Raw genomic sequence first — 24,820 nt, 5'->3', positions numbered from 1 at the left:
TCAGTTCGTCTGTGCCGGGGTGGCCCGGCTGGTCTGGTCGGTGGGACTGGTCGTGTCGGTGTCGGTGTCGGCCGGCCGGGCGACCAGCAGGAGGTCCTCGCCGAGGTGCAGGAGCTCCTCGATCCGAAGCCGGCGCTGGGCGTCGATGCCGGCGACGCCGATGTCGCCCAGGGCCAGCCTGTCGCCGCCGAGGAGGGTGGGTGCCAGGTAGACGAGGTACTCGTCGACCAGGCCGGCCCGCACGAAGGCGCTGGCCAGGGTGGGGCCGCCCTCCACGAAGACCCGGCGGATGCCGCGTTCGTGCAGTTCACGCAGCAGCGCGGCCACGTCGTGCCCGGCCAGGAACCACGGGGTGAGCGGATGCCGGTGCACGGCCGCGTCGGCCGGCACCGGCCGGCGCCCCACCACCACGGGTCGCGGCTGGTGCGGCAGCAGGGTGCCGTCATCGGATCGGGCGGTGAGCGACGGGTCGTCGGCGAGGGCGGTGCCGGTGCCCACCAGGATCGCGTCGGCGCGGGCGCGGCGCTCGTGCACGTCCCGTCGGGCGGCCGGCCCGGTGATCCAGCGGCTGGAGCCGTCGGCGGCGGCGGTGCGGCCGTCGAGGCTGGAGGCCCATTTCACGGTCACGAACGGTCGGCCCAGGCGTGCCGAGACCAGCCAGTCGGCCAGGAAGGCCGCCACCTCGTCGGCGAGCAGGCCGCCGGTCACGTCGATGCCGGCCGCGCGCAGCCGGTCGCCGCCGCCGGAGGAGTGCGGTCCGGGGTCGGCGACGGCGTAGACCACCCGGCTGATGCCGGCGTCCATGAGCGCCAGTGCGCACGGGCCGGTGCGGCCGGTGTGGTTGCAGGGTTCGAGGGTGACCACGGCCGTGGCGCCGCGCGCGGCGGCCGGGTCGAGCTGGGCGAGGGCATCCACCTCGGCGTGGCAGGTGCCGGCGCCGCGGTGCCAGCCTTCGGCGATGATCTCGCCGGCCGGGCTGAGGATCACGCAGCCGACCCGGGGGTTGACGCCCTCGGCCGGACCGTTGCCGGCCACCTGCAGGGCTCGGCGCATTGCGCGCTCAAGCGTGTGCTGCTGGTGCATTCCCTGTCCCGTCGTTTGACGCTCCGGGAGGGGATTTCGCGTACGCGAAAGCCGTCGACGGTCCACGAGGAACCATCGATTCGTGCGCCTCCCATCCGGACTTTAACCGTCGGTGCTGGAGTTTCACCAGCTCAACCGAAACCCAAAAAACAGATTCCAGCTCGCGGACTGTCACCGCCGGTTCGGATTCTCACCGACCCCGGAGCACGTATCTACTGTCAGTTATATCTCAACGCGTGCCGCTCCGGCGTATTCCCGGCGTAACCCGACGTCGTCCGCCACGCGGTCAGATGTTGGCGACCAGGGCTCGGGCGGTACTCTCGTCCACGAACAAATCAGTGATCAGGTCGGCTTTCAATGCGCCGCGGAGGCTGGCGAGCTTGGCTGTTCCCGACACCACGCAGAGTCGGCGCGGTGTCTGCCTGAGCACCGTGAAGTCCGGGCCGGTGCCGCGGGCGTTCAGCTGGATGCCGTCGGTGGACCCGTCGGCCCTATAGAAGATGGTGGCCACGTCGCCCACCACCCCGGAGCGGCTGAGTGAGGCGTAGTCCGCCTCCTCGAGGTATCCGCCGGCGTAGACGTGGCTGGGCACCTCGGAGAACGGCGAGCCGAGGCCGAACAGGGCCACGTCCATCCGGGCCTGCATCTCCAGCAGCCGGCTCACGCTGCGCTCGCGCCAGAGCGCCTGCTTGGTCGCCGGGCTGTCGAAGAAGGCCGGCACCGGGAACTGGTGAACGTGCGCGCCGAAGGCGTAACCGAACCGGCCGAGGATCTCGCTGGCGTAGCTGAGGCCGGTGGTGCGCATGTTGCCGGCGCCGTTGAGCTGGATGATCTGCGACCCGTGGGTCTGTTTGGGCGTCACATGGCGGCTGATGGCGTTCATCGTCGACCCCCAGGCGATGCCCATCACCATGTTCGAGTCGAAGAACTGGCCGAGAATCCGTGCAACTGAGAGCGCCACGCGCTCCAATCTGTCCACATCCGTGGCGTGATCGGGCACCGGAACGACGTGCGCGGTGATGTGGAACCGCTCCTGGATGAGCAGTTCCAGGCGGCTCGGTGCGTCCAGGGGGGAGCGGATCTGGATGTCGACCAGACCGGTCGCGCGGGCGTGGCTGAGCAGGCGGGACACCGAGGAGCGGGAGGTGTGCAGCTCGTGGGCGATGGCATCCATGGTCAGGTCCTGCATGTAATACAGGTGCGCGGCCGTGAGGGCATCCCGCACCCGATCGGACTGCGCTGAGTCGTCGACGAGGCTCACAGCCCCTCCTTGCACGTTTGTTCACCCGGCTTGACCGGATGTGATTGATCTACTCAAGCTTGATTAATCCATATGGAGGGCCCCCGCGCAAACCCGGCTGGGCCGTCCGCACCAATTCGGCCGGGCAACACCCGGTCTCCGTCCGGCCGAAGAACGAACAAAGGTAGTGCACAGTGCAGTCCAACTCCCAGTCCTCGCCCGCTGATTCCGACCGATCCGCACTGGCCGCGCGCCCCAAGGCGAAGGTCCTCATCATCGGCGCCGGTATTAACGGCATCGCCACCTTCCGCGACCTGGCACTGCAGGGTGTGGACGTCACCATCATCGACCGCGGCGACTTCGTCTCAGGTGCCTCCGCGGCGTCCTCGCACATGATCCACGGCGGCATCCGCTACCTGGAGAACGGCGAATTCAGGCTCGTGAAGGAGTCGGTCACCGAGCGCAACGGCCTGCTCAAGATCGCCCCGCATTACGTGAAGCCGTTGAAGACCACGGTGCCGATGTTCTCCGCCCTGTCCGGCGTGCTCGCCGCGCCGCTGCGCTTCCTCACCCACAAGCAGGGCAAGGCTCAGGAGCGCGGGGCGCTGCTGATCAAGGTCGGCCTGGTGCTCTACGACTCCTTCTCCCGCGACGGCGGCTCGGTGCCCAAGCACGAGTTCCACGGCCGCAAGAAGTCGCTCGAACGCCTGCCGCGGCTGAACCCGGGCCTCAAGTACACCGCCACCTACTACGACGCGTCGATGCACGACCCGGAGCGCCTGGCCCTGGACGTGCTCCGTGACGGCCTCGACACCGGCCCGCACGCCCGCGCCGCCAACTACGTCGAAGCCGTGGGGATGGACGCCGACGGCGTGCGCCTCCGCAACACCGTCACCGGCGAGGAATTCAGCTTCGCCGCCGACGTCGTCGTGAACACCTCCGGACCGTGGACCGACCTGACCAACTCGGCGCTCGGCCAGGCCAGCACCTACATGGGCGGCACCAAGGGTTCGCACATCGTGCTTGACCACCCCGAACTGCTTGCCGCGACCGGCGGCGGCGAGATCTTCTTCGAGAACAACGACGGCCGTATCGTGCTGATCTACCCGCTGGCCGGCCGGGTGCTCATCGGCACCACCGACCTCGAGCACGACATGAGTCAGCCGATCCGCACCACCGAAGACGAGATCGACTACTTCTTCGACCTGGTCAAGCACGTGTTCCCCGACATCACGGTGGACCGCTCGCACATCGTGTTCAGGTTCTCCGGCGTGCGTCCGCTGCCCCGGCACGACGACGAGGCGCCCGGCTTCGTATCGCGGGACTACCGCATCGAGTCCAGCCCGCTGGGCGAGCGCCCCGGCACCTTGCTCAGCCTGGTCGGCGGCAAGTGGACCACCTTCCGCGCCCTGGCCGAACACCTCAGCGGCGACATCCTCACCCTGCTCGGCCTGCCACGCACGGTGTCCACCGAGGGGCTCGCCATCGGCGGCGGCAAGGACTTCCCGGCCACCCCCGCCGCGCACACCGTCTGGCTCGCCGCGCACGGTGACGAGGTCGGCCGCCCCCGCGCCCAGGCCCTGCTCACCCGGTACGGTACCCGGGCCGGCGCGATCATCGACTTCCTGACCGAAGCCCCGGATGCGCCCCTGGCGCACAACCCGCTCTACACCCGCCGGGAGATCGAATACCTGGCCCGCGAGGAGTCGGTCACCCACCTGATCGACCTGCTGCTGCGCCGCACCAGCCTCGCCTTCGTGGGCGGGCTCAGCGTCGCCCTGCTCGACGAGCTGGCCGGGGTGCTCGCACCCGTTCTGGGCTGGGATGCCGCCACGAGCGCCGCCGAGGTGGCCCAGGCCACCCTGGAGCTGCGCGAGGTGCACGGCGTCGACCTGACCGCCGCGGACGCGGTGCACTCGCTCTAATTCTTCAACGAGGGAGCGGAGGACTTCTCCGCTCCCCACTGCTGCACGACGGTGTGCGCGGAACCTTCCGCGTGCGCCGAAAACACGAAAGGTCAATGTGGACAATCTCGGTGTTGTATTCCTCGCGGAGGTGGTGGGCACAGCCCTCCTCGTCCTGCTCGGCTGTGGTGTCGTCGCCAACGTCGCCCTCACGAAGAACAAAGGCTTCGGAGCCGGCTTCCTCATGGTCACCATCGGTTGGGGCCTCGCGGTCTTCGCCGGTGTGATCGTCTCCTACAACTCCGGCGCGCACCTGAACCCGGCGGTGACGCTGGGCCTCGTGGCCTCGGGCGCCACCGAGTTCGGCTCCGGCGTGCCGGTGAACGTGCTGTCGGTGCTCGTGTACATCGCCGCACAGATGATCGGCGCCATCCTCGGCGCTGTCTTCGTGTGGTTGGCGTACAAGCAGCACTTCGACCAGGAGCCCGACCCGGCCAACAAGCTCGGCGTGTTCGCCACCGGGCCGGCCATCCGTTCGTACGGCTGGAACCTGGTCACCGAGATCATCGGCACCTTCGTGCTGGTGCTGGTGATCATCGGCTTCAGCGACGGACGCCAGGGTGAAAACGGCGGCATGGCGGCCCTCGGCGCCCTGCCGGTGGCCTTCCTGGTGATCGTGATCGGCACCTCACTGGGCGGGCCGACCGGTTACGCCATCAACCCGGCCCGTGACCTGGGCCCCCGCATCGCCCACGCCCTGCTGCCCATCCCGGGCAAGCGCGGCTCCGACTGGTCCTATTCCTGGGTTCCCGTCGTCGGCCCGGTCATCGGCGGAGTGCTCGCCGGCTGGGCGTCGCTGGTGCTGTTGCCCATCCTCACCTGATCCACCGGCGTTCAGCCCGGCCCGTTCCATCCCTCATCCCATTTCAACCACGTCCCAACACAGGAGTTCCGACATGAGTGACAAGTACATCTTCGCCATCGACCAGGGCACCACGAGCACCCGCGCCATCATCTTCGATCACGCCGGATCGATCATCTCCACCGGCCAGCTCGAGCACGAGCAGATCTTCCCCCGTGCCGGCTGGGTCGAGCACGACCCGATGGAGATCTGGGGCAACACCCGCCAGGTCATCGGCCAAGCGCTGTCCAAGGCCAACCTCACCCGGCACGACATCGAGGCCGTCGGCATCACCAACCAGCGTGAAACCGCCGTGGTCTGGGACCGCACCACGGGACTGCCGGTCTATAACGCCATCGTCTGGCAGGACACCCGCACCCAGCCCATCGTCGATCGTCTCGCTGCGGATGGTGGCGGTGACCGGTTCAAGGCCACCGTGGGCCTGCCCCTGGCCACCTACTTCTCCGGCACCAAGATCGTCTGGATCCTGGAAAACGTGGAGGGCGCCCGTGAGAAGGCCGAGCGCGGCGACCTGATGTTCGGCACCACCGACACCTGGGTGCTCTGGAACCTCACCGGCGGCCTGGAGGGTGGCGTGCACGCCACCGACGTCACCAACGCCAGCCGCACCCTGTTCATGAACCTTGAGACCCTCGAATGGGACGACGAGATCCTGGCCGCCTTCGGGGTGCCGCGCTCGATGCTGCCCGAGATCCGCTCCTCCAGCGAGGTCTACGGCACCGTCAACGAGCACAGCCTGCTGCGCGAGGTTCCCATCGCGGGCATCCTCGGCGACCAGCAGGCCGCCACCTTCGGCCAGGCCGCCTTCGACCAGGGCGAGGCGAAGAACACCTACGGCACCGGTAACTTCTTGATCTTCAACACCGGCACCGAGATCATCCACTCCAAGAACGGCCTGCTCACCACGCTGGGCTACAAGCTCGGCGACGCCGAACCGCACTACGCCCTCGAGGGTTCCATCGCCGTCACCGGGTCGCTGGTGCAGTGGCTGCGCGACAGCCTGGGGATGATCTCGTCGGCGAGCGAGATCGAGACGCTGGCCCGCACCGTGGACGACAACGGCGGCGCCTACTTCGTGCCGGCCTTCAGCGGCCTGTTCGCGCCGTACTGGCGTGCGGATGCCCGTGGGGCGCTGGTGGGCCTGACCCGGTTCGTGAACAAGGGCCACATCGCCCGGGCGGCGCTGGAGGCCATCGCGTTCCAGACCCGCGAGGTCATCGACGCCGTCAACGCGGACTCCGGGGTGCCGCTGACCGAGCTCAAGGTCGACGGCGGCGCCACCGGCAACAACCTGCTGCTGCAGTTCCAGGCCGACATCCTCGGCGTGCCCGTGGTGCGCCCGGTCGTGGCCGAGACCACCGCGCTCGGCGCCGCGTACGCGGCCGGTCTGGCCGTGGGCTTCTGGAGCGGCCTGGGCGAGCTGCGCGCCAACTGGCAGGAAGACGCCCGCTGGGAGCCCGACATGGAGGTCGCCGAGCGCGAGCGCCTGCTGCGCAACTGGAAGAAGGCCGTCACCAAGACCCTCGACTGGGTCGACGAAGACGTCCTGTAGCCCCGGTAACCCACAGGCACCGCTTACCCGGCGCCGCACCCGCCGCTTTTCGAGCTGTGCGGGTGCGGCGCCGTTCTGCGGGTGGCACGCCACCCGCATAACGGCGCCTGCCCCGCATACCGTGGCAGCGCCCCGCTACTGCGGCGCGAGGATCTCCGGCAGGGCGGCCAGGCTCGTGAGGCGCAGAACGCCCAGCCGGCGGGCCTCGGCGAGGTCGGCCTCGGGCGGGGGAGGGCCTGCCGTGCCGACACGGTCCAGCCACACACCGGTCAGGCCCGCGGCGGCGGCGCCGATGGCGTCGGTGCGCAGCCGGTCGCCGACGTAGACGGAAGCGCCCGGGTCGGCGCCGAAGAGGGCGCAGGCGTGCAGAAAGATCTCCGGCCGTGGTTTGCTCAGGCCGAACTCGGCCGAGGTGATCACCTGCTCCACCCGGGCGTCCAGGCCCGTGTCGGCCAGTTTGACGCTCTGGTAGGCGAGCTCCCCGTTGGTGATCAGCCCGAAGCGCACGCCCGGGATGCGCCGGGCCAGCTCGTCCAGGCAGGGCAGCGCGTCCTCGTGCAACCGCCAGTGCGCCCGGTAGTGCACGAAGTAGTCCTCGAACCAGGCGCTGGCCTCCGCGTCAGTGAGGGGCACCCCGTGCGCGGCCGCGAAGTCGCGGGCCCTGGCGCTGCGCTGCCCGGCGAAGTCCAGGTCGCCGGCGAGGTAGGCGTGGTAGTGCTGCTCCTCCAGCGCGTTCCACAGCGCCACGACGGTGTGCGGGTCGGCGGCAGCGCCCCGGCCGCCCTGGGCGGCGACGTGCCCGAGGATGCCGGCGGCCACGGCCGCCCGGTGCGCGAACAGGGTGTCGTCCAGGTCGAACAGCACCAGGGCGGGCACGGTCACGGCAGCCTCACCGGTCACAGACGCCCCACAACGCGCACGGCGGGCCTCATCCAGCCACGACCTCGGCCGGCCACCCCGCGTGCGGCACGCGGTCATCCGTGGCGCGCAGCACGCCGTGCCACGACATCGGATGCGAGCCGTCGCGGTAGGCGGGCTGGGAGGGACCCTGCCCGGTGAAGCTGAACCCGGCCGTGCGGGCCGTGCGGGCCGAAGCGAGGTTGCCGGCCACGCACTCCCAGTGCACGGCGGCGCAGACCCCGGTCCCGAACGCCCAGTCGAGCACCAACCGTTGGGCCTCGGCCATCAGGCCCCGGCCGCGGTGCGGTGCGCCGAGCCAGAAACCGATCGACCCGGTCGCCGCGGCACCCGGCACGCCCAGGCCGATCACGCCAAGCAGAGCGGGGGAGCCGGCCGCCCGCACCGCCCAGGTGTACTCGGTGTCGCCGGCCCACCCGGCCGGCACGAACCCGGTGATGAACGCCGTGGCGTCCTCCAGCCGGTACGGCCAGGGCAGCGCGGCCAGGTACCCCTCGAAGACCGGGTCCTGGCAGTACTCGAAGACCTGCTGCGCGTCGTCCGGTCGCGGCTGGTCAAGCCGCAGCAGCGGAGAGGTCAGCTCAACGGGTTGCATCAGCGGCGGGCCAGGAAGCCCATCCGGTCGAACGCGGTCGCCAGGGTGACGTCGGCGACAGCGGCGGCCCGGTCGGCGTTGGCGGCCAGAATCCGGTCCAGTTCGGCCGGGTCGTCGAGTAGTTCGAGCACCCGGCCGCGGATCGCGCCGAAGGTCTCGGTGACCACCTCGGCCAGGCCCTTCTTGAAGTCGCCGTACCCGCGACCCGCGTACTCGTCCTCAAGCGACTGGATCGAGCGCTCCGCCATCACGGAGTAGATCGTGAGCAGGTTGGCCACACCGGGCTTGTTCTCCCGGTCGAAGACCACACCGCCCTCGGCGTCGGTGACGGCCCGCATGATCTTCTTGGCCGTCACCGAAGGCTCGTCGAGCATCCAGATCACGCCGGCGTGCGACTCGGCCGACTTCGACATCTTCGCGGTCGGGTTCTGCAGGTCGTAGATCTTCGCGGTGTCGCGGATGATGCTGGCCGTCGGCACCGTGAAGGTGTCACCGAAGCGGGAGTTGAACCGGGCCGCCAGGTCGCGGGTGAGCTCAACGTGCTGGCGCTGGTCTTCACCCACCGGCACGATCTCGGTCTGGAACAGCAGGATGTCCGCGGCCATCAGCACCGGGTAGGCGAACAGGCCCACCGTGGTGGCGTCGGCGCCCTGCTTGAGCGACTTGTCCTTGAACTGGGTCATCCGGCTGGCCTCACCGAAGCCGGTGACGGTGTTCAGCGCCCAGGCCAGTTGTGCGTGCGCGGCCACGTGCGACTGCACGTACAGCGTCGACTCGGACGGGTCGATGCCCGCTGCGATGTACTGCGCCGCTGTGGCGCGGGTGTTCTCGCGCAGTTTGGCCGGGTCCTGCGCCACGGTGATGGCGTGCAGGTCCACGATCGAGAAGAACGCGTCGTGGGTCTGCTGCAGTTTCTTCCAGTTCAGCAGCGCACCGATGTAGTTGCCGATCTGCAGCGAGTCGGCGGACGGCTGCATGCCGGAGTATAGGCGGGTCTTGGTCATCAGGGGAGTCTTTTCGTCAGGAGCAAAGCCGCGAACGCGGCGGGAAGGAGGGTTAGATGGCGTAGTCGACGACCACGGGGGCGTGGTCGCTCCAGCGCTGGTCGTAGGCATCCGCCCGGTCGACCGTGTAGTTGACGACGGATGCAGCCAGCGCGGGCGTCGCGAGCTGGTAGTCGATGCGCCAGCCGGTGTCGTTGTCGAAAGCCTGGCCGCGCCAGGACCACCAGGTGAACGGTCCGTCCATCTCGCCGGCCTGCTTGCGGCCCACGTCCACCCAGCCCAGGCCCGCGCCGTTGTTGTAGTCGGCATCGTCCTCGGCGCCGAGGATCTTGTCGAAGTAGGCCCGCTCGGAGGGCAGGAAGCCGGCCCGCTTGACGTTGCCCTTCCAGTTCTTGATGTCGAACTTGCGGTGCCCCACGTTGAGGTCGCCGAGCACGACGACCCTCTCGCTGTGCGCGGCCAGTTCGGGCAGCCGGGTGAGCATGGAGTCGAGGAAGGTGAACTTCTCGACCTGCTTGGGGGTGTCCACCTCGCCGGAGTGCACGTAGGTGCTCACCACGGTGATGATTTTGCCGTTGACCTCGTAGTCGGCCTCGAGCCAGCGGCCGGCGCTGTCGAAGTCGGGGTGGCCCAGCTCGACCCGGTGGATCGACGCGCTCTTCCGGCTGGCGATGGCCACACCGGCGCGGCCCTTGGCCGTGGCCGGGTCGTGCAGGATGTTCCAGTCCGGGCCGAGCAGCCCTTCGATGTCTTCGGTCGAGGCGCGCACCTCCTGGATCGCGAGGATGTCGACGTCGCGGGTGGCGAGCCAGTCGCCCATGCCCTTGCGGAACGCGGCGCGGATGCCGTTGGTGTTGATGCTGGCGATGCGAAGCGGCTGGGTGGTCTCTGATGCGGGGGAAGACGGCATGCGCCGATTCTACCGAGTGCCTCAGACGCCCGGGCCGGGCCTAACGCTCCGCCGGCTCCGTGACGCCGTACTTCTCGGCGCGCTGCCGTGCCCGGCGCAGTCGCCGGTTGGCGCCGGGTCGCTGCAACCAGGATGCGCTTTCCCGCGCCAGCCTGGCCTGCCGCAGTTCCACGGTGGCGGCCAGGCGGAGCGCCTCCGCCTCCTTCTCCTCGGTCAGCTTCTTCGTCTCGTCGGCGCTCAGCGTGGACGGGGGGATGCCGGCGTCCTTCATGCCGACCGCGATCCACGCGGCGGAGATCAGGGTGACGGTGGAGGTGAGGTTGAACCAGATCAGCAGACCGATGATCACCGCGAAGCCGGCCAGCAGCGGGTTCTTCGCCGCGCCGCCGAGCAGGGCGGCACCGAGCACCTTGAGCACGCCAAGCGCCACCGCGCCCAGCAGCGAGCCGACCAGCAGGTTCTTGAACGGGATGCGCACCCGCGAGAGCACCCGGAATAGGCCGGCCAGGGTGATGGTGTCGATGATCAGCACGATCAGCAGCCCCACGGCCTGGCTCGACGCGGTGAACCAGAACGAATCGGTGCCCTGGCCGAACAGGCCGAGGAACCCGCGGAGGAGTTCCGTGCTGATGATGGAGATGACGGCCGACACGACGAGAGCGAGCCCGAAGGCCAGGCCGAGGCCAAGCTCGCGCAGTTTCACCAGCACGAAGAAGGTGGTCTCCTGGCCCATGCCGAAGATGCCGCGCACGGCCTGAGACGTCGTGCTCAGCCAGCCGAGGGTGGTGGCGAGCAAGCCCACCAGTGCGATGGCGCTGCTCCAGGTGAGCGCCCCGGTGCTGGCGAGGTCGGCAGGGTCGACGACCCCGCCCTTCTCGATCAGCCCGGGAACCGACTGGTTGATGATCACGAACAGCTGATCCATCAGAGCAGGATTGCCGGCGAGCCAGAGCCCCGCGACGGAGAAGACCAGCCAGAGCGCGGCGAAGATCGCGAAGATCGCCTGGTAGGCCATGCCAGCGGCCAGCACCGGCCCGCGGCTCTGGCCGAAGTGGGTGAACACCCGCACGGGGCGGGAGGCCATGACACGCTTGATGAGGTCGCCGATCTTCATCGACCCAGCCTAGCCAGAGGGTGCGGCTTGCCCTGCCGGAAACGACGAACGGCGGCCCGGAGGCCGCCGTTCGTTAGGAACCCGTAAGGGATTTACGGCTTGCCCCGCATGATGGCCTGCTTGACCTCGGCGATGGCCTGGGTCACCTGGATGCCACGCGGGCACGCCTCGGTGCAGTTGAAGGTCGTGCGGCAACGCCAGACGCCTTCCTTGTCGTTGAGGATGTCCAGGCGCACGGCGGCGTTCTCGTCGCGGGAGTCGAAGATGAACCTGTGTGCGTTCACGATCGCGGCGGGACCGAAGTACTGCCCGTCGGTCCAGAACACCGGGCAGCTGGACGTGCACGCGGCGCAGAGGATGCACTTGGTGGTGTCGTCGAAACGCTCGCGCTGGGCGACGGTCTGGATGCGCTCCTTGCCGTCCTTGGGCGTGTTCTGCGCCATCAGGAACGGCTGCACCTCGCGGAATGAGGCGAAGAACGGCTCCATGTCCACGATCAGGTCCTTCTCCAGCGGCAGGCCCTTGATGGCCTCCACCGTCACCGGTTTGGTGATGTCGAGGTCCTTGATCAGGGTCTTGCAGGCCAGCCGGTTGCGCCCGTTGATGCGCATGGCGTCCGAGCCGCAGATGCCGTGCGCGCAGGAGCGGCGGAAGCTCAGGGAGCCGTCCTGTTCCCACTTGATCTTGTGCAGGGCGTCCAGGATGCGGTCCGTCGCGTACATTTCGACGTCGTAGTTCTCCCAGTGCGGGTCCTCGTCGACCTCCGGGTTGAACCGGCGCACCGACAGGGTGACCGTGAACGACTGGATCTCGTCGGGAACGGCGGGAGGGCTCTCGAGGGTGGGGGTGCTCACTAGTACTTCCTCTCCATCGGCTGGTAGCGCGTAATGGTCACGGGCTTCCAGTCGAGCGAAATGTGGTCGGCAGCATCCGCCGACAGGGCGTCGCCCGACAGGTAGGCCATGGTGTGCTGCAGGTAGTTGACGTCGTCGCGCAGGGGGTAGTCGTCGCGCATGTGGCCGCCGCGGCTCTCCTTGCGGTTGCGGGCGGAGAACACGACGACCTCGGCCAGGTCGAGCAGGAAGCCCAGCTCCACGGCTTCGAGCAGGTCGGTGTTGAACCGGCGGCCCTTGTCCTGCACGCCGATGTTCTTGTAGCGCTCCCGCAGCAGGTGGATGGTCTCGGTGACCTCGGACAGGGATTCGTCGGTGCGGAACACCTGAGCCTTCTCGTCCATGATCTCCTGCAGTTCGCGGCGGAGCACCGCGATGCGCTCGGTGCCGGTGGAGGTGCGGATGGTGCTGAGCAGCTCGCGCACGAACTTGGCCGGGTCCTCGGGCAGCGGCACGAACTCGGCCGTCTTGACGTACTCGACGGCGTTGTTGCCGGCGCGCTTGCCGAACACGTTGATGTCCAGCAGCGAGTTGGTGCCGAGCCGGTTGGAGCCGTGCACCGAGACGCAGGCGCATTCGCCGGCGGCGTAGAGGCCGGGCACGACGGTGGTGTTGTCGCGCAGCACTTCCGCGTTCACGTTGGTGGGGATACCGCCCATGGCGTAGTGCGCGGTGGGCATCACCGGCACCGGCTCGGTGACCGGGTCCACGCCCAGGTAGGTGCGGGCGAACTCGGTGATGTCGGGCAGCTTGGTTTCGAGCACCTCGGCGCCCAGGTGGGTGCAGTCCAGGTACACGTAGTCCTTGTTGGGGCCGGCGCCGCGGCCCTCCGCGACCTCCTTGACCATGCAGCGGGCCACGATGTCACGCGGGGCGAGGTCCTTGATGGTGGGCGCGTAGCGCTCCATGAACCGCTCGCCGGACGCGTTCCGCAGGATCGCGCCCTCACCGCGGGCGCCCTCGGTGAGCAGGATGCCGAGGCCCGCGAGACCGGTCGGGTGGAACTGGAAGAACTCCATGTCCTCCAGCGGCAGGCCCTTGCGCCAGATGATGCCCACGCCGTCGCCGGTGAGGGTGTGCGCGTTGGAGGTGGTCTTGTAGATCTTGCCGAAGCCGCCGGTGGCGAAGATGAACGCCTTGCCGGAGAAGACGTGCAGCTCACCGGTGGAGAGGTCGTAGGCGACCACGCCGGAGGGCTGGTCGACGCCGTCGACGTTGGTCATGATCAGGTCGAGCACGTAGAACTCGTTGAAGAAGTTGATGCCGCGTTTGACGCAGTTCTGGTACAGCGTCTGCAGGATCATGTGGCCGGTGCGGTCCGCGGCGTAGCAGGCGCGGCGCACCGGGCTCTTGCCGTGGTCGCGGGTGTGGCCGCCGAAGCGGCGCTGGTCGATCTTGCCCTCAGGGGTGCGGTTGAACGGCAGGCCCATGTTCTCGAGGTCGATGACCGCGTCGATGGCTTCCTTGGCGAGAATCTCCGCGGCGTCCTGGTCGACGAGGTAGTCGCCGCCCTTGACGGTGTCGAAGGTGTGCCACTCCCAGTTGTCTTCCTCCACGTTCGCCAGGGCGGCGGCCATGCCGCCCTGCGCCGCACCGGTGTGCGAGCGGGTGGGGTAGAGCTTGGAGATCACCGCGGTGGATGCGTTCGGTCCGGCCTCGATGGCGGCCCGCATGCCCGCTCCTCCCGCCCCGATGATGACGATGTCGAACTGGTGGTAGTGCACCCCGTCGACGATGGTGGATTCAACGGGGTTGGTCACAGGTGCATCCGTCATGGAAGTGTTTGCAGCTCCTTGGGGGCCTAAAGGGCCTGGCAGAAAGTGGGCAGAAGGTCGGCGGGCTGGCCGGCCGGGCAGGGGTCGAAGGTGAACACCACGAGCGTGCCGAGCACGATCAGGATGACCACGGCGGCGAGGATCGACGATTTGAGGATGCCGCGGCCGATGCGCGTCGTGGCGTAGTCGTTCACGAGGGTGCGCATGCCGTTGCCGCCGTGGATCAGGGCGAGCCAGAGCATCGCCACATCCCACCACTGCCAGAACGGGGTGGTCAGCTTGCCGGCGACGAAGGCGAAGTTCAGGGCGCTGACGCCCTCGCCCACCATCAGGTTGACGAAGAGGTGGCCGAAGATCAGCACGACCAGCACGACGCCGGAGACGCGCATGTAGATCCAGCCCCACTTCTCCCAGTTCACACCGTTCTTACGCGGGGTGCGGGCGTACGGGCTGCGGGGGGCGGCGAGTGTCGATGTCATGATCTCGGCCTCCTAGTGGCTGAACACATTGATGAGGTGCCGGGGCACGAAGGCGAGCATCGTGACGACCCAGAGGCCGATCACGACGTAGAACAGCACCCGCTGGTACTTGGCGTTCCAGAAATCGATGGCGATGATGCGCAGGCCGTTGAAGGCGTGGAACACGATCGCGCCGACGAGGGCGACCTCGCCCAGGCCCATCAGAGGGGTCTGGTACTGGCTGATCACGGCGTTGTACGCCTCGGGGCTGACCCGCACGAGGGCGGTGTCGAGGATGTGCACGAGCAGGAAGAAGAAGATCGCCACCCCGGTGATCCGGTGCAGCACCCAGGACCACATGCCCTCACGGCCGCGGTAGAGCGTTCCGGCCGGGCGACGCGAGGTCGTCTTCCGCTGAGCTGTCAGGGCCTCTGCCGAATTCTGTGGCATGACCAACCCTCCCTGGCTGAGTCGTGACCCCTGCTGAACGAGGTGTCATCGTTGAACAAACACGTGCCGTCAGTCTATATCTTGACGACGAGATAAGTCTGGTTAGGCCTGCCTAACCGGGCGCGCGGCCACTGGCGACCAGAGGCTTTGTACCCGCATCAAGGGTAGTGCGGATCAGCGGCGTTGCGCTGCCGGAACCAGGGTTTCCGCCCGCACGGCGAGGCTCTCGTCGATGACCTGCGTGTAGAAGCCGAACAGGGTGGAGCAGACGATTTCCCAGCTGCGGCCGAGCACGGCCCGCCGGCCCGCCTCGCCCATCCGGTGCCGCAGGGGAACATCGGTGACCAGCGCGGCCACGTGGCGGCGCAGGTCCCTGTCGTCGTCAGGCGTGAACAGGAACCCGTCGGTGCCGTGCTCGACGAGGTCGATCGGCCCGCCGGCGCGCGGCGCCACGACGGGCAGCCCCGCGGCGTGCGCCTCCTGCAGGGTCTGCCCGAAGGTCTCCTCGGTGCCGGCGTGCAGGAAGACGTCGAAGCTGGCGTAGGCCGCCGCGAGTTCGGCGCCGGCGAGCCGGCCCAGCCAGGTCACCGGCATCCCCGCCAGGGCCCTGGCCACCAGGGGAGTGGACGGTCCGTCGCCGACCAGGGCGATGCTGATCCCAGCCAGGCCGCGCAGCGCCCGGAACCTCTCCACCTGCTTCTCCGGGGCGATCCGGCCGACGTACCCGATCACCACCTCGCCGTTCGGCGCCAGCCGCCGGCGCAACGCCGCCACCTCGGGGCTGTGCCGGGTGTTGGGGTGGTAGCTCTCCAGGTCGACACCCCTGGTCCACCGGTCCAGGCGGTGCACGCCGATGCGGCGGAGGTCCCGCATCGACGCGGTGGACGGCACCAGGGTGAGGTCGGCGCCGTCGTGCACCCATTTGACGAACCGCCAGGCCAGCCCGGTCGCCTGGCCGAGGTGGTTGCGGCTGGCGTAGCCGGCCACATCCGTCTGGAACACGGCCACGCTCGGCACGCCCAGGCGCCGGGCGGCGGCGATGCCCTGCGCGCCGAGGAGGAACGGTGACGCCGCGTGCAGCACGTCCGGCGCGAAGTCGGCCAGCAGCCCCAGCACCCGGGGATTGGGCAGGCCGACGGGGAACTGCCGGTAGGACAGGGCGGGCACCGTGTGCACGGGAAAACCGGCATAGCTGGACGGGGCGCCGAACGGGGCGATCACCAGGGCCTCGTGGCCCTGGCGGCGCAGCTCGTCGAGCACCTTGCAGACGCTCGTGGTGACCCCGCTGATAGTGGGGAGGAAGCTTTCGCTGACGACGGCAACCCTCATGCCGCCACAGTAGGCAGCCCGCACGTCCGTGCGGTGAACCCTGGATGAACACGGGCGACGGACCGGTAGTCTGGCGCAATGTCCCACTCCAGCGATGCCCTCGCCCGCTTCTACAGCGTGATCCCCGCCGGCGGGATCGGTTCCAGGCTCTGGCCGCTGTCCCGCGCCGACGCGCCCAAGTTCCTGCACGACCTCACCGGCAGCGGCCAGACGCTGCTGCGCGCCACCTGGGACCGGCTCGCGCCGCTGTCCGGCGACCAGCGCATCATGGTCGTCACCGGGCGGGCCCACCGGGCCGCCGTCGAGGAACAGCTGCCGGAGCTCGGCGACCTGAACGTGGTCCTGGAAAGCGAACCGCGGGACTCGTCGGCCGCGATCGGCCTTGCCGCCGCGATCCTCGAGCGCCGCGAACCCGGCGTGATCATCGGCTCCTTCGCCGCCGACCACGTCATCAAGGGCCCGGCGGCCTTCCGCCAGGCCGTCGTCGAGGCCATCGCCGCCGCCGACACCGGCCTGATCGTCACCATCGGCATCCAGCCCACCGAACCGGCGATCGGCTTCGGCTACATCAAGACCGGCGAGGCCCTGGACATCCCGGGCGCCCCGAGCGCCCAGTCGGTCAACTCCTTCGTGGAGAAGCCCAGCCCGGCCACCGCCAAGCGTTACCTCTCCAGCGGCCAGTACCTCTGGAACGCCGGCATGTTCATCGCCCGCGCCGACCGGCTGCTCGAGGAGATCGGCGCGACGGAGCCCGAGCTCCTCGCCGGGCTGCTCGAACTGGCCGAGGCCTGGGACACCCCGCGCCGCGGCGCCGTCGTCGACCAGGTCTGGCCCAAGCTCAAGAAGATCGCCATCGACTACTCCGTCGCCGAGCCCGCCGCCGCGAAGGGCAAGCTGGCCGTCATCCCCGGCCAGTTCGACTGGGATGACGTGGGGGACTTCGCGTCGATCGCCAAGATCCACGCCAACGGCCGCAAGCGCGACCTGGCGATCCTCGGTGAGGGCGCCCGGGTGCTCGCTGACTCCTCCAGCGGCATCGTCGTCAGCCACACCAAGCGCATGATCGCCCTGATCGGCGTCGACGACATCGTCGTCGTCGACACTCCAGATGCCCTGCTGGTGACCACGAGCGCCAACGCCCAGAAGGTCAAGGCCGTCGTCGACGCGTTGCGGCTCTCGGGCAGCTCCGACGTCCTGTAACCGCCAGACCGCGTCGGCCGCGAGGCTTTCTCAGGAATAGGCCCGGTAGATGACCATTTGTGTCGGTGTGATTTCAAAAAAGTCGCGGCTTGATAACCATTTGGCTACAGTGTCGGTTTGCTCATCTGAGCAGGGCCGTTCTGGGTAACGTGTAATCCATATACCAGCCCGTGCGATCCCACGCCGGGCCTCATCTGGAGGTCAATCTTGACAATCACGACCCGCAAGGCAACGCTCGGCGGCCTTGCCTCACTCGGCGTTCTCGCTCTGCTCGCGGCGTGTGCGCCGGCCCCCACCGACGACGCCGGCAACAACGAAGCCGCGTCGGACTTCCTGCCCTGCATCGTCTCCGACTTCGGCGGCTTCGACGACAAGTCCTTCAACCAGTCCAGCTTCGAGGGCATCTCCCAGGCCTCCGAAGAGCTCGGCGTTGAGTTCAAGCAGGCCGAGTCCACCTCCGAGGACCAGTACACCGGCAACGTGACCAGCATGGTCGACCAGGGCTGCAACTTCATCCTCACCGTCGGCTTCGCCCTGGCCAACGCCACCCGCGACGCGGCCCAGGAGAACACCGACGTCGACTTCGCGATCATCGACTCCGCGCTCTCCAACGACGACTTCAGCCCGCTGGAGCTCGAGAACGTCAAGCCGGTCCTCTACGACACCGCGCAGGCCGCCTTCCTGGCCGGCTACCTCGCTGCAGGCACCACCAAGACCGGCACCGTCGGCACCTTCGGTGGCATGCAGTACCCGTCGGTCACCATCTTCATGGACGGCTTCGCCGACGGCATCGCTTACTACAACACCGAAAAGGGCACCGACGTCAAGCTCACCGGCTGGAACAAGGAATCCCAGGAGGGCCTGTTCGCCGGTGGCTTCGATGACATCAGCGCCGGCAAGACCCTCAGCCAGGGCCTGATCGACGCCGGTGCGGACATCATCCTCCCGGTCGCCGGCCCGCTGTTCCAGGGCACCGCGCAGGCCATCACCGAGTCCGGCAAGGACGTCGCCATCGTCGGTGTCGACAGCGACCTGTTCGAGACCACGCCCGAGTTCGCGGCGCTGTACCTCACCTCCATCCTGAAGTCCATGACGGATGCGACCGACGCGATCATCACCGACGCGGCGGCCGGCGACTTCTCCTCCGACCCGTACATCGGGACCCTGGAGAACGAGGGCGTCAGCCTGGCCCCCCTGCACGACTGGGAGTCCAAGGTCGACCCCGCACTGGTCACCGAGCTCGACGACATCAAGGCGCAGATCATCAGCGGCGACATCGTCGTGACCAGCGACGCCACACCCAAGTAATACCCCGTTTCACCAGGCATTACCGTGTAGCAGTACCGCCCTTCAGGGCACCGGGGAGGCCAGCATGCTGGCCTCCCCGTTTCGTTGCGTGGTGTCGCAGCGGCAATCGGCCTCAGCCGCGCGGCACCTCAATAGAATCGACACTATGAAGCTCGAACTTCGCGGCATTACGAAGAGATTCGGTGCCCTTGTTGCCAATGACGACATCAACCTCACCATCGAGGAGGGCGAGATCCACGCCCTGCTCGGCGAGAACGGAGCCGGTAAATCAACGTTGATGAACGTGCTCTACGGCCTGTACCGGGCCGAAGAGGGCGAGATCCTGCTCGATGAGGTGCCGCAGCACTTCGCCGGACCCGGCGATGCGATGGCCGCCGGCATCGGCATGGTGCACCAGCACTTCATGCTGATCCCCGTGTTCACCGTGGCCGAGAACGTGATGCTCGGCCACGAACAGGTCAAAGCCGGCGGTCGTCTCGACCTCGCCGCCGCACGCAAACGGGTCCGCGAGATCTCCGACCGCTTCGGGTTCGACGTGGACCCCGACGCCCTCGTGGAGTCCCTGCCCGTCGGTGTGCAGCAGCGGGTGGAGATCATCAAGGCGCTCTCCCGCGACGCGAAGGTGCTCGTCTTCGACGAACCGACCGCCGTGCTCACGCCGCAGGAAACCGACGAGCTGATGAACATCATGCGCCAGCTCAAGGCCGCCGGCACCTCCATCGTCTTCATCACGCACAAGCTGCGGGAGGTGCGCGAGGTCGCCGACCGGATCACCGTCATCCGCCTGGGCAAGGTCGTCGGCACCGCCTCGCCGACCGCGAGCAACGAAGAACTCGCCACCCTGATGGTGGGCCGCGCCGTCGACCTGACCGTGGACAAGCAGCCCGCCACCCCCGGCGCCCCGGCGCTGGTGGTGACGAACCTCACCGTGATCGACCCGCTCGGCCAGATCCTGGTCAACGACGTCAGCTTCGACGTCAAGGTGGGCGAGATCCTCGCCATCGCCGGCGTGCAGGGCAACGGCCAGACCGAACTGACCGAGGCGCTGATGGGGCTGCAGCCCCGCGTCGTCGGCGAGATCACCCTCGACGGCAAGACCCTGCGCGGCCACTCGGTGCGCCAGGTGCTCGACGCCGGGGTCGGCTTCGTGCCGGAAGACCGCACCAGGGACGGCCTGGTCGGCGGGTTCACCATCGCCGAGAACCTGATGCTGGACCGCGCCAACAAGCTCCCGTTCGTCAAACGATTCAACCTGCAGCTGTCCTTCCTCGCCGACTTCGCCCGCACCAAGGTGACGGAGTTCGACGTGCGGTCCCAGGGCATCGAAACGCCCGTCGGCCGCCTCTCCGGCGGTAACCAGCAGAAGGTCGTGCTCGCCCGCGAACTCAGCCGCGACCTGCGGCTCTTCGTCGCGGCGCAGCCCACCCGCGGCCTCGACGTGGGCTCGATCGAATTCGTGCACGAACGTATCGTCGCGACCCGCGACGCCGGCACCCCGGTGATCGTGATCTCCACCGAACTCGACGAGGTCGCCGCCCTCGCCGACCGGATCATGGTGATGTACCGCGGCCGCATTGTCGGCATCGTCCCCGGCGACACCCCCCGATCCGTTCTGGGTCTCATGATGGCGGGCGAAACCCCCGCAGAAGGAGCCGCAGCATGAGCGCCGCTCAGCAGCCCACCCCGACCCCGGCACCGGCGAAGTCGCCGGAACCGGCCGAAACCTCCCGCTGGCACAACGTCTTCCGGGAGATCACCACCGGCAACGCCATCATCTCGGTGCTCGCCGTGCTGCTGGCCCTGCTCGTGGGTGCCGTGATGATCGCGTTCACGAACCCGAACGTGCAGGAAAGCGCGGGCTACTTCTTCTCGCGGCCGGGCGACATGCTCTCCGCCGCGTGGGACGCGGTGTCCGGCGCCTATTCCGCCCTGTTCCAAGGCTCGGTTTACAACTTCCGTCGTCCGAGCTTCGCCGACGGCATCAAGCCGTTCACCGAGACCCTCACCTACGCCACCCCGCTGATCGCTGCCGGCCTCGGTGTCGCGCTCGGTTTCCGGGTGGGCCTGTTCAACATCGGCGGCCGCGGCCAGATGCTCATCGCCGCGACCCTGGGCGGCTGGGTGGCCTTCGCCCTCGACCTGCCGGCCGGCATCCACCTGATCGCCGCGCTCGTCGCCGGCGTGCTCGGCGGCGCCCTCTGGGGCGGCCTGGTCGGCTTGCTCAAGGCCCGCACCGGCGCGCACGAGGTGATCACCACGATCATGCTCAACTACGTGGCGTTCTACCTGGTCAGCTTCCTGCTGCGCGACGGGTTCCTCAAGACCCCCGGGTCGAACAACCCCAAGAGCCCGGCCAGCAAGGAGACCGCGGTCTTCTTCGACCTGCTCGGCCCGAACTACAACCTGCACTTCGGCTTCATCCTCGTCATCGCGGCCACGGTGTTCACCTGGTGGCTGCTCAGCCGGTCCAACCTGGGCTTCAAGTTCCGCGCCGTCGGCGAGAACCCGAACGCCGCCAAGGTCGCCGGCATCAGTGTGCAGCGCATGTACATCTACGCGATGCTGTTCTCCGGCGGGCTGGTCGGCTTGGCCGGCATCAACCAGGTGCTCGGCACCACCACCAGCGGCTTCGGCGCCGGCATCGACTCGGGGATCGGCTTCGACGCCATCACCGTGGCACTGCTGGGCCGGTCCAAGCCCTGGGGCGTGTTCGCGGCGGGCATCCTGTTCGGCGCGTTCAAGGCCGGCAGCTTCTCGATGCAGGCCGCCGAGGGCGTGCCCATCGACATCGTGCTCGTTGTGCAGTCGCTCATCGTGCTCTTCATCGCCGCGCCGCCGCTGGTGCGCGCGATCTTCAGGCTCCCGGCGCCCGGAGCGCCCCACCGCAGACCGGTACCCAACGTGACCCAGGAGGTGGCGGCGAAATGAGCACCATCGCTCCAGTGAACCAGCCGACCCAGCCCACCGGGCCCGAAGAGGGCCCGGCGACCGCGGTCATCAAGAGCTGGAAGGTGCCGATCATCCTCGGTGTCTTCACCGTGCTCGGTTTCCTGCTGATGGTGGTCTTCGGCCGCTCCGGCACCAGCACCATGGTGCTCTCCACCTCCAGCGACCTGATCCAGCTGCCCGACGTGTTGCTGCCCACCCTGCCGACCGGCATCGTGATCAGCATCCTGCTGGCCGGCATCACCGGGCTCAGTGCCTGGATGGTGCAGACCCGCCGCAAGGTGCCGCTGTGGCTGATCTCGGTGTTCGCCGTGCTGCTCCTGATCGGCTTCCTCACCTGGGCCTCCGCCGACGAACGCATCCCGGTGCCCGGCCTGCTGTTCGGCTCGCTGAGCCTGGCCGTCCCGCTGATCTTCGGTGCCCTCGGTGGCGTCATCTCCGAACGTGTCGGCGTGGTCAACGTGGCGATCGAAGGCCAGCTGCTGGCCGGTGCGTTCACCTCCGCGATCGTGGCCTCGATCACCCAGCAGCCGCTCCTCGGCCTGCTCGCGGCGATGGTGGCCGGGGTGCTGGTGTCGTTCGTGCTCGCGGCGTTCGCGATCAAGTACTTCGTCGACCAGGTCATCGTCGGTGTGGTGCTCAACGTCCTCGTCACCGGCCTGACCGGGTTCCTGTTCTCCGAACTGCTCGCCCCGAACGCGGCCACGCTCAACCAGCCGCCCAAGTTCGAGCGCATCAACATCCCGCTGCTCAGCGAGATCCCGATCATCGGGCCGGTCTTCTTCCGGCAGACCCTGATCGTGTACATCATGTACATCGCCGTCGCCGCGGTGTACTTCGGCATCTTCCACACCAAGTGGGGCCTCCGCCTCCGGGCGGTGGGCGAGCACCCGCAGGCCGCGGACACCGTGGGCATCAACGTCACCGGTACCCGGTTCTGGAACGTGTCCCTCGCGGGCGCCGTCGCCGGCCTCGGCGGCGCGTACTTCACCCTCGGCTCGGTGGGCGCGTTCGGTAAGGAGATGACCGCCGGCGCCGGCTTCATCGCCCTCGCGGCGGTGATCTTCGGCCGGTGGGACCCGATTCGGGCCACCCTCGCGGCGCTGCTGTTCGGCTTCGCCAGCAACCTGCAGAACGTGCTGAGCATCATCGGTTCGCCGGTGCCCAGCGAGTTCATGCTGATGCTGCCCTACCTGGTCACCATCTTCGCCGTGGCGGGCCTGGTGGGCCAGTCGCGGGGCCCGGCGGCATCCGGAAAGCCGTACATAAAATCATGACGAATCTGACTGCGAATTCTGACGACGCAACGCCCGAATCCGGCGACATCGACTGGGGCATGCTGCGCACCGCCGCGGCCGAAGCGATGACCCACGCCTACGTGCCCTACTCGAAGTTCCCGGTCGGGGCGGCCGCCCTCGTCACCGACGGCCGGGTGATCAGCGGCTGCAATGTGGAGAACGCCTCCTACGGGCTCACCCTCTGCGCAGAATGCGCGCTGGTGAGCGTGCTGCACCTCACCGGCGGCGGCCAGCTCGTCGCGTTCAGCTGCGTCGACGGCAACGGCAACACGCTGATGCCGTGCGGCCGCTGCCGCCAGCTGCTCTACGAACACTCGGCACCAGGCATGCTGTTGGAGACCGTCTCCGGCGTGCGCACCATCGACGAGGTCCTGCCGGACGCCTTCGGGCCCCGCCAGCTCGCCGCCTACAGGGAAGAAAACTCATGAGCTCCACCCCCGCACGCACCATCGAGGCCTTCGACGCCGTCGACCTGATCCACGCCAAGCGCGACAAGGGCGAGCTTTCGACGCCGCAGATCGATTGGCTGATCGACGCGTACACCCGCGGCTACGTCGGCGACGAGCAGATGGCCGCGATGACCATGGCGATCTTCCTCAACGGCATGTCCCGCCGGGAGATCCGCGACATGACCATGGCCATGATCAACTCCGGCGAACGGATGAGCTTCGAAGGTCTCGGCAAACCGACCACAGACAAGCACTCCACCGGCGGCGTCGGCGACAAGATCACCCTGCCGCTGATGCCCCTCGTGGCGGTCTTCGGCGCCGCGGTGCCGCAGCTCTCCGGCCGCGGCCTCGGCCACACCGGCGGCACCCTCGACAAGCTCGAGTCCATCCCCGGCTGGCGCGCCAACCTCAGCAACGAAGAGATGTTCCAGCAGCTGCAGGATGTCGGCGGGGTCATCTGCGCCGCCGGCAGCGGCCTGGCCCCGGCCGACGGCAAGCTCTACTCCCTGCGCGACATCACCGGCACCGTCGAGGCGATCCCGCTGATCGCCTCGTCGATCATGTCCAAGAAGATCGCCGAGGGCACCGGCGCCCTGGTACTCGACGTGAAGTTCGGCTCCGGCGCGTTCCTCAAGGACATCGACCGCTCCCGCGAGCTGGCCCGCACCATGGTGGCGCTTGGCGAGGACGCCGGGGTGGCCACCTCCGCGCTGCTGACCAACATGAACGTGCCGCTCGGCCTGGCCATCGGCAACGCCAACGAGGTGCGCGAGTCCCTCGAGGTACTCGCCGGCGGCGGACCCGCCGACGTCGTGGAGCTCACCGTGGCGCTCGCCCGCGAGATGCTGGCCCTGGTCGGCATCGTCGACGTCGATGTTGAGGCAGCGCTCAAGGACGGCCGGGCCATGGACAAGTGGAACGCCGTGATCCGCGCGCAGGGCGGCGACCCGACTGCCGCGATGCCCGTGGCTCGCGAGACCCACACCGTGCTCGCCGACCGCGACGGGGTGCTCGTCGAGCAGCAGGCGCTGCCGTTCGGCATCGGCGCCTGGCGCCTGGGCGCCGGCCGCGCGCGCAAGCAGGACCCCGTGCAGCACGCCGCCGGCATCGACCTGCACGCCAAGCCCGGCGACGCCGTCCGCAAGGGCGAGCCGCTGTTCACCCTCAGCGCCGACGAGCCGGAGCGCTTCGCCCGGGCCCTCGAGGCCGTCGAGGGCGCCTGGCGCATCGGCGATCCCGGCGAGCCCGTCCTGGACGGCGGCCCCCTGATCGCCGAGCGCATCGGCAACTAGGGCTCGCTCGCCCGCGGGTCGGTCCGCACACTCAGCGCCTCGCCGACTTGCCGCAAAACCCCCTTCCGCCCCGGCGAAGGGGGTTTTTGGCGGAAGTCGCCGGCACCGCATTCGTCGACTTGCTGGAGACGAGCCCTTCACTTCCGCCGAAGGGTCACTTGCGGCAACTGGATAGGGCGC

At 68.5% G+C, this 24,820-nt stretch carries 22 protein-coding genes and 1 riboswitch; of the genes, 10 read left to right on the top strand and 12 right to left on the bottom strand.

The genetic code is table 11. The features are described from left to right. Together ribD and CXY76_RS06485 are read right to left on the bottom strand one after the other, a co-directional pair. A complete protein-coding gene (gene ribD, locus CXY76_RS06490; protein ID WP_369826087.1) occupies positions 1-1,083 on the bottom strand; it encodes a bifunctional diaminohydroxyphosphoribosylaminopyrimidine deaminase/5-amino-6-(5-phosphoribosylamino)uracil reductase RibD in 1,083 nt (360 codons plus the stop codon). Between the two features lie 79 nt (positions 1,084-1,162). Next, positions 1,163-1,294: riboswitch (FMN riboswitch) on the bottom strand. 75 nt (positions 1,295-1,369) lie between these two features. After that, positions 1,370-2,272, bottom strand: coding sequence for a sugar-binding transcriptional regulator (locus tag CXY76_RS06485; protein ID WP_104163477.1), 903 nt, complete (start codon positions 2,270-2,272; stop codon positions 1,370-1,372). Between the two features lie 245 nt (positions 2,273-2,517). Here CXY76_RS06485 and CXY76_RS06480 point away from each other — a divergent pair, with 245 nt between their 5' ends. The 3 genes from CXY76_RS06480 to glpK all read left to right on the top strand — a co-directional run bounded on the left by CXY76_RS06480 (position 2,518) and on the right by glpK (position 6,701). Continuing rightward, positions 2,518-4,248 carry a glycerol-3-phosphate dehydrogenase/oxidase gene (locus CXY76_RS06480; protein WP_199190214.1) on the top strand — a complete coding sequence of 577 codons (1,731 nt, stop codon included), beginning with the start codon at positions 2,518-2,520 and terminating at the stop codon, positions 4,246-4,248. Positions 4,249-4,345: 97 nt separating this feature from the next. Continuing rightward, a complete protein-coding gene (locus CXY76_RS06475) occupies positions 4,346-5,110 on the top strand; it encodes an MIP/aquaporin family protein (RefSeq protein WP_104163421.1) in 765 nt (254 codons plus the stop codon). 73 nt (positions 5,111-5,183) lie between these two features. Next, positions 5,184-6,701: a glycerol kinase GlpK gene (gene glpK, locus CXY76_RS06470; protein WP_104163420.1), complete on the top strand. Its 1,518-nt coding sequence runs from the start codon at positions 5,184-5,186 to the stop codon at positions 6,699-6,701. Between the two features lie 135 nt (positions 6,702-6,836). Here the strand turns inward: glpK and CXY76_RS06465 are convergent, their stop codons facing one another. From CXY76_RS06465 to CXY76_RS06420, 10 genes are all read right to left on the bottom strand, one after another. Then, on the bottom strand, positions 6,837-7,601 hold the full coding sequence (locus CXY76_RS06465; protein WP_233199611.1) for an HAD family hydrolase: 765 nt from the start codon (positions 7,599-7,601) through the stop codon (positions 6,837-6,839). A 28-nt stretch (positions 7,602-7,629) separates the two neighbouring features. Next, a complete protein-coding gene (locus CXY76_RS06460; protein WP_104163419.1) occupies positions 7,630-8,214 on the bottom strand; it encodes a GNAT family N-acetyltransferase in 585 nt (194 codons plus the stop codon). Beyond that, on the bottom strand, positions 8,214-9,218 hold the full coding sequence (gene trpS, locus CXY76_RS06455) for a tryptophan--tRNA ligase (protein WP_104163418.1): 1,005 nt from the start codon (positions 9,216-9,218) through the stop codon (positions 8,214-8,216). The genes CXY76_RS06460 and trpS overlap by 1 nt, the downstream gene beginning before the upstream one ends. Before the next feature lie 52 nt (positions 9,219-9,270). Next, positions 9,271-10,128, bottom strand: a complete 858-nt coding sequence (locus CXY76_RS06450; protein ID WP_104163417.1) for an exodeoxyribonuclease III — start codon at positions 10,126-10,128, stop codon at positions 9,271-9,273. 40 nt (positions 10,129-10,168) lie between these two features. After that, positions 10,169-11,242: a YihY/virulence factor BrkB family protein gene (locus CXY76_RS06445; protein WP_104163416.1), complete on the bottom strand. Its 1,074-nt coding sequence runs from the start codon at positions 11,240-11,242 to the stop codon at positions 10,169-10,171. Between the two features lie 92 nt (positions 11,243-11,334). Next, entirely contained in the window at positions 11,335-12,096 is a 762-nt protein-coding gene (locus CXY76_RS06440) for a succinate dehydrogenase iron-sulfur subunit (RefSeq protein WP_104163415.1), read from the bottom strand. Beyond that, positions 12,096-13,910: a succinate dehydrogenase flavoprotein subunit gene (sdhA, locus tag CXY76_RS06435; RefSeq protein WP_104163414.1), complete on the bottom strand. Its 1,815-nt coding sequence runs from the start codon at positions 13,908-13,910 to the stop codon at positions 12,096-12,098. Before sdhA ends, CXY76_RS06440 begins: the two co-directional genes overlap by 1 nt. A 26-nt stretch (positions 13,911-13,936) precedes the next feature. Further along, complete coding sequence (locus CXY76_RS06430; RefSeq protein WP_104163413.1) at positions 13,937-14,389, bottom strand: succinate dehydrogenase hydrophobic membrane anchor subunit; 453 nt, start codon at positions 14,387-14,389, stop codon at positions 13,937-13,939. A 12-nt stretch (positions 14,390-14,401) separates the two neighbouring features. Then, positions 14,402-14,818 (bottom strand): succinate dehydrogenase, cytochrome b556 subunit, encoded by a 417-nt coding sequence (gene sdhC / locus CXY76_RS06425; RefSeq protein ID WP_104163412.1) that lies wholly within the window; start codon positions 14,816-14,818, stop codon positions 14,402-14,404. Positions 14,819-14,992: 174 nt separating this feature from the next. Next, positions 14,993-16,147: a glycosyltransferase family 1 protein gene (locus CXY76_RS06420; RefSeq protein ID WP_104163411.1), complete on the bottom strand. Its 1,155-nt coding sequence runs from the start codon at positions 16,145-16,147 to the stop codon at positions 14,993-14,995. A 78-nt stretch (positions 16,148-16,225) separates the two neighbouring features. Between CXY76_RS06420 and CXY76_RS06415 the strand changes: the two genes are divergently transcribed. From CXY76_RS06415 to CXY76_RS06385, 7 genes are all read left to right on the top strand, one after another. Continuing rightward, complete coding sequence (locus CXY76_RS06415; RefSeq protein WP_104163410.1) at positions 16,226-17,347, top strand: mannose-1-phosphate guanylyltransferase; 1,122 nt, start codon at positions 16,226-16,228, stop codon at positions 17,345-17,347. Between the two features lie 207 nt (positions 17,348-17,554). Next, positions 17,555-18,655, top strand: coding sequence for a BMP family protein (locus CXY76_RS06410; protein ID WP_104163409.1), 1,101 nt, complete (start codon positions 17,555-17,557; stop codon positions 18,653-18,655). Positions 18,656-18,800: 145 nt separating this feature from the next. Further along, positions 18,801-20,318, top strand: a complete 1,518-nt coding sequence (locus tag CXY76_RS06405; protein WP_104163408.1) for an ABC transporter ATP-binding protein — start codon at positions 18,801-18,803, stop codon at positions 20,316-20,318. After that, positions 20,315-21,583 carry an ABC transporter permease gene (locus CXY76_RS06400; RefSeq protein WP_104163407.1) on the top strand — a complete coding sequence of 423 codons (1,269 nt, stop codon included), beginning with the start codon at positions 20,315-20,317 and terminating at the stop codon, positions 21,581-21,583. Before CXY76_RS06405 ends, CXY76_RS06400 begins: the two co-directional genes overlap by 4 nt. Continuing rightward, positions 21,580-22,878: an ABC transporter permease gene (locus CXY76_RS06395; RefSeq protein ID WP_104163406.1), complete on the top strand. Its 1,299-nt coding sequence runs from the start codon at positions 21,580-21,582 to the stop codon at positions 22,876-22,878. The genes CXY76_RS06400 and CXY76_RS06395 overlap by 4 nt, the downstream gene beginning before the upstream one ends. Next, a complete protein-coding gene (locus CXY76_RS06390) occupies positions 22,875-23,327 on the top strand; it encodes a cytidine deaminase (protein WP_104163405.1) in 453 nt (150 codons plus the stop codon). Before CXY76_RS06395 ends, CXY76_RS06390 begins: the two co-directional genes overlap by 4 nt. Then, positions 23,324-24,640 carry a thymidine phosphorylase gene (locus CXY76_RS06385; protein WP_104163404.1) on the top strand — a complete coding sequence of 439 codons (1,317 nt, stop codon included), beginning with the start codon at positions 23,324-23,326 and terminating at the stop codon, positions 24,638-24,640. Before CXY76_RS06390 ends, CXY76_RS06385 begins: the two co-directional genes overlap by 4 nt. Positions 24,641-24,820: the final 180 nt, after the last annotated feature.

The organism is Cryobacterium sp. N22 (assembly GCF_002929555.1).
Taxonomy (GTDB): domain Bacteria; phylum Actinomycetota; class Actinomycetes; order Actinomycetales; family Microbacteriaceae; genus Cryobacterium.
Note: the sequence above shows the minus strand (reverse complement) of the source record. Positions and strands in the feature narration are given on the sequence as shown.

What these genes read in the sequence shown, in the direction of transcription:
- trpS (WP_104163418.1), bottom strand. Translation starts at nt 9,218, where the DNA reads ATGACCAAGACCCGCCTATACTCCGGCATGCAGCCGTCCGCCGACTCG.
- ribD (WP_369826087.1), bottom strand. Translation starts at nt 1,083, where the DNA reads ATGCACCAGCAGCACACGCTTGAGCGCGCAATGCGCCGAGCCCTGCAG.
- CXY76_RS06405 (WP_104163408.1), top strand. Translation starts at nt 18,801, where the DNA reads ATGAAGCTCGAACTTCGCGGCATTACGAAGAGATTCGGTGCCCTTGTT.
- CXY76_RS06445 (WP_104163416.1), bottom strand. Translation starts at nt 11,242, where the DNA reads ATGAAGATCGGCGACCTCATCAAGCGTGTCATGGCCTCCCGCCCCGTG.
- CXY76_RS06395 (WP_104163406.1), top strand. Translation starts at nt 21,580, where the DNA reads ATGAGCACCATCGCTCCAGTGAACCAGCCGACCCAGCCCACCGGGCCC.
- CXY76_RS06390 (WP_104163405.1), top strand. Translation starts at nt 22,875, where the DNA reads ATGACGAATCTGACTGCGAATTCTGACGACGCAACGCCCGAATCCGGC.
- CXY76_RS06460 (WP_104163419.1), bottom strand. Translation starts at nt 8,214, where the DNA reads ATGCAACCCGTTGAGCTGACCTCTCCGCTGCTGCGGCTTGACCAGCCG.
- CXY76_RS06400 (WP_104163407.1), top strand. Translation starts at nt 20,315, where the DNA reads ATGAGCGCCGCTCAGCAGCCCACCCCGACCCCGGCACCGGCGAAGTCG.
- CXY76_RS06450 (WP_104163417.1), bottom strand. Translation starts at nt 10,128, where the DNA reads ATGCCGTCTTCCCCCGCATCAGAGACCACCCAGCCGCTTCGCATCGCC.
- glpK (WP_104163420.1), top strand. Translation starts at nt 5,184, where the DNA reads ATGAGTGACAAGTACATCTTCGCCATCGACCAGGGCACCACGAGCACC.
- CXY76_RS06415 (WP_104163410.1), top strand. Translation starts at nt 16,226, where the DNA reads ATGTCCCACTCCAGCGATGCCCTCGCCCGCTTCTACAGCGTGATCCCC.
- CXY76_RS06420 (WP_104163411.1), bottom strand. Translation starts at nt 16,147, where the DNA reads ATGAGGGTTGCCGTCGTCAGCGAAAGCTTCCTCCCCACTATCAGCGGG.
- sdhA (WP_104163414.1), bottom strand. Translation starts at nt 13,910, where the DNA reads ATGACGGATGCACCTGTGACCAACCCCGTTGAATCCACCATCGTCGAC.
- CXY76_RS06485 (WP_104163477.1), bottom strand. Translation starts at nt 2,272, where the DNA reads ATGCAGGACCTGACCATGGATGCCATCGCCCACGAGCTGCACACCTCC.
- CXY76_RS06430 (WP_104163413.1), bottom strand. Translation starts at nt 14,389, where the DNA reads ATGACATCGACACTCGCCGCCCCCCGCAGCCCGTACGCCCGCACCCCG.
- CXY76_RS06385 (WP_104163404.1), top strand. Translation starts at nt 23,324, where the DNA reads ATGAGCTCCACCCCCGCACGCACCATCGAGGCCTTCGACGCCGTCGAC.
- sdhC (WP_104163412.1), bottom strand. Translation starts at nt 14,818, where the DNA reads ATGCCACAGAATTCGGCAGAGGCCCTGACAGCTCAGCGGAAGACGACC.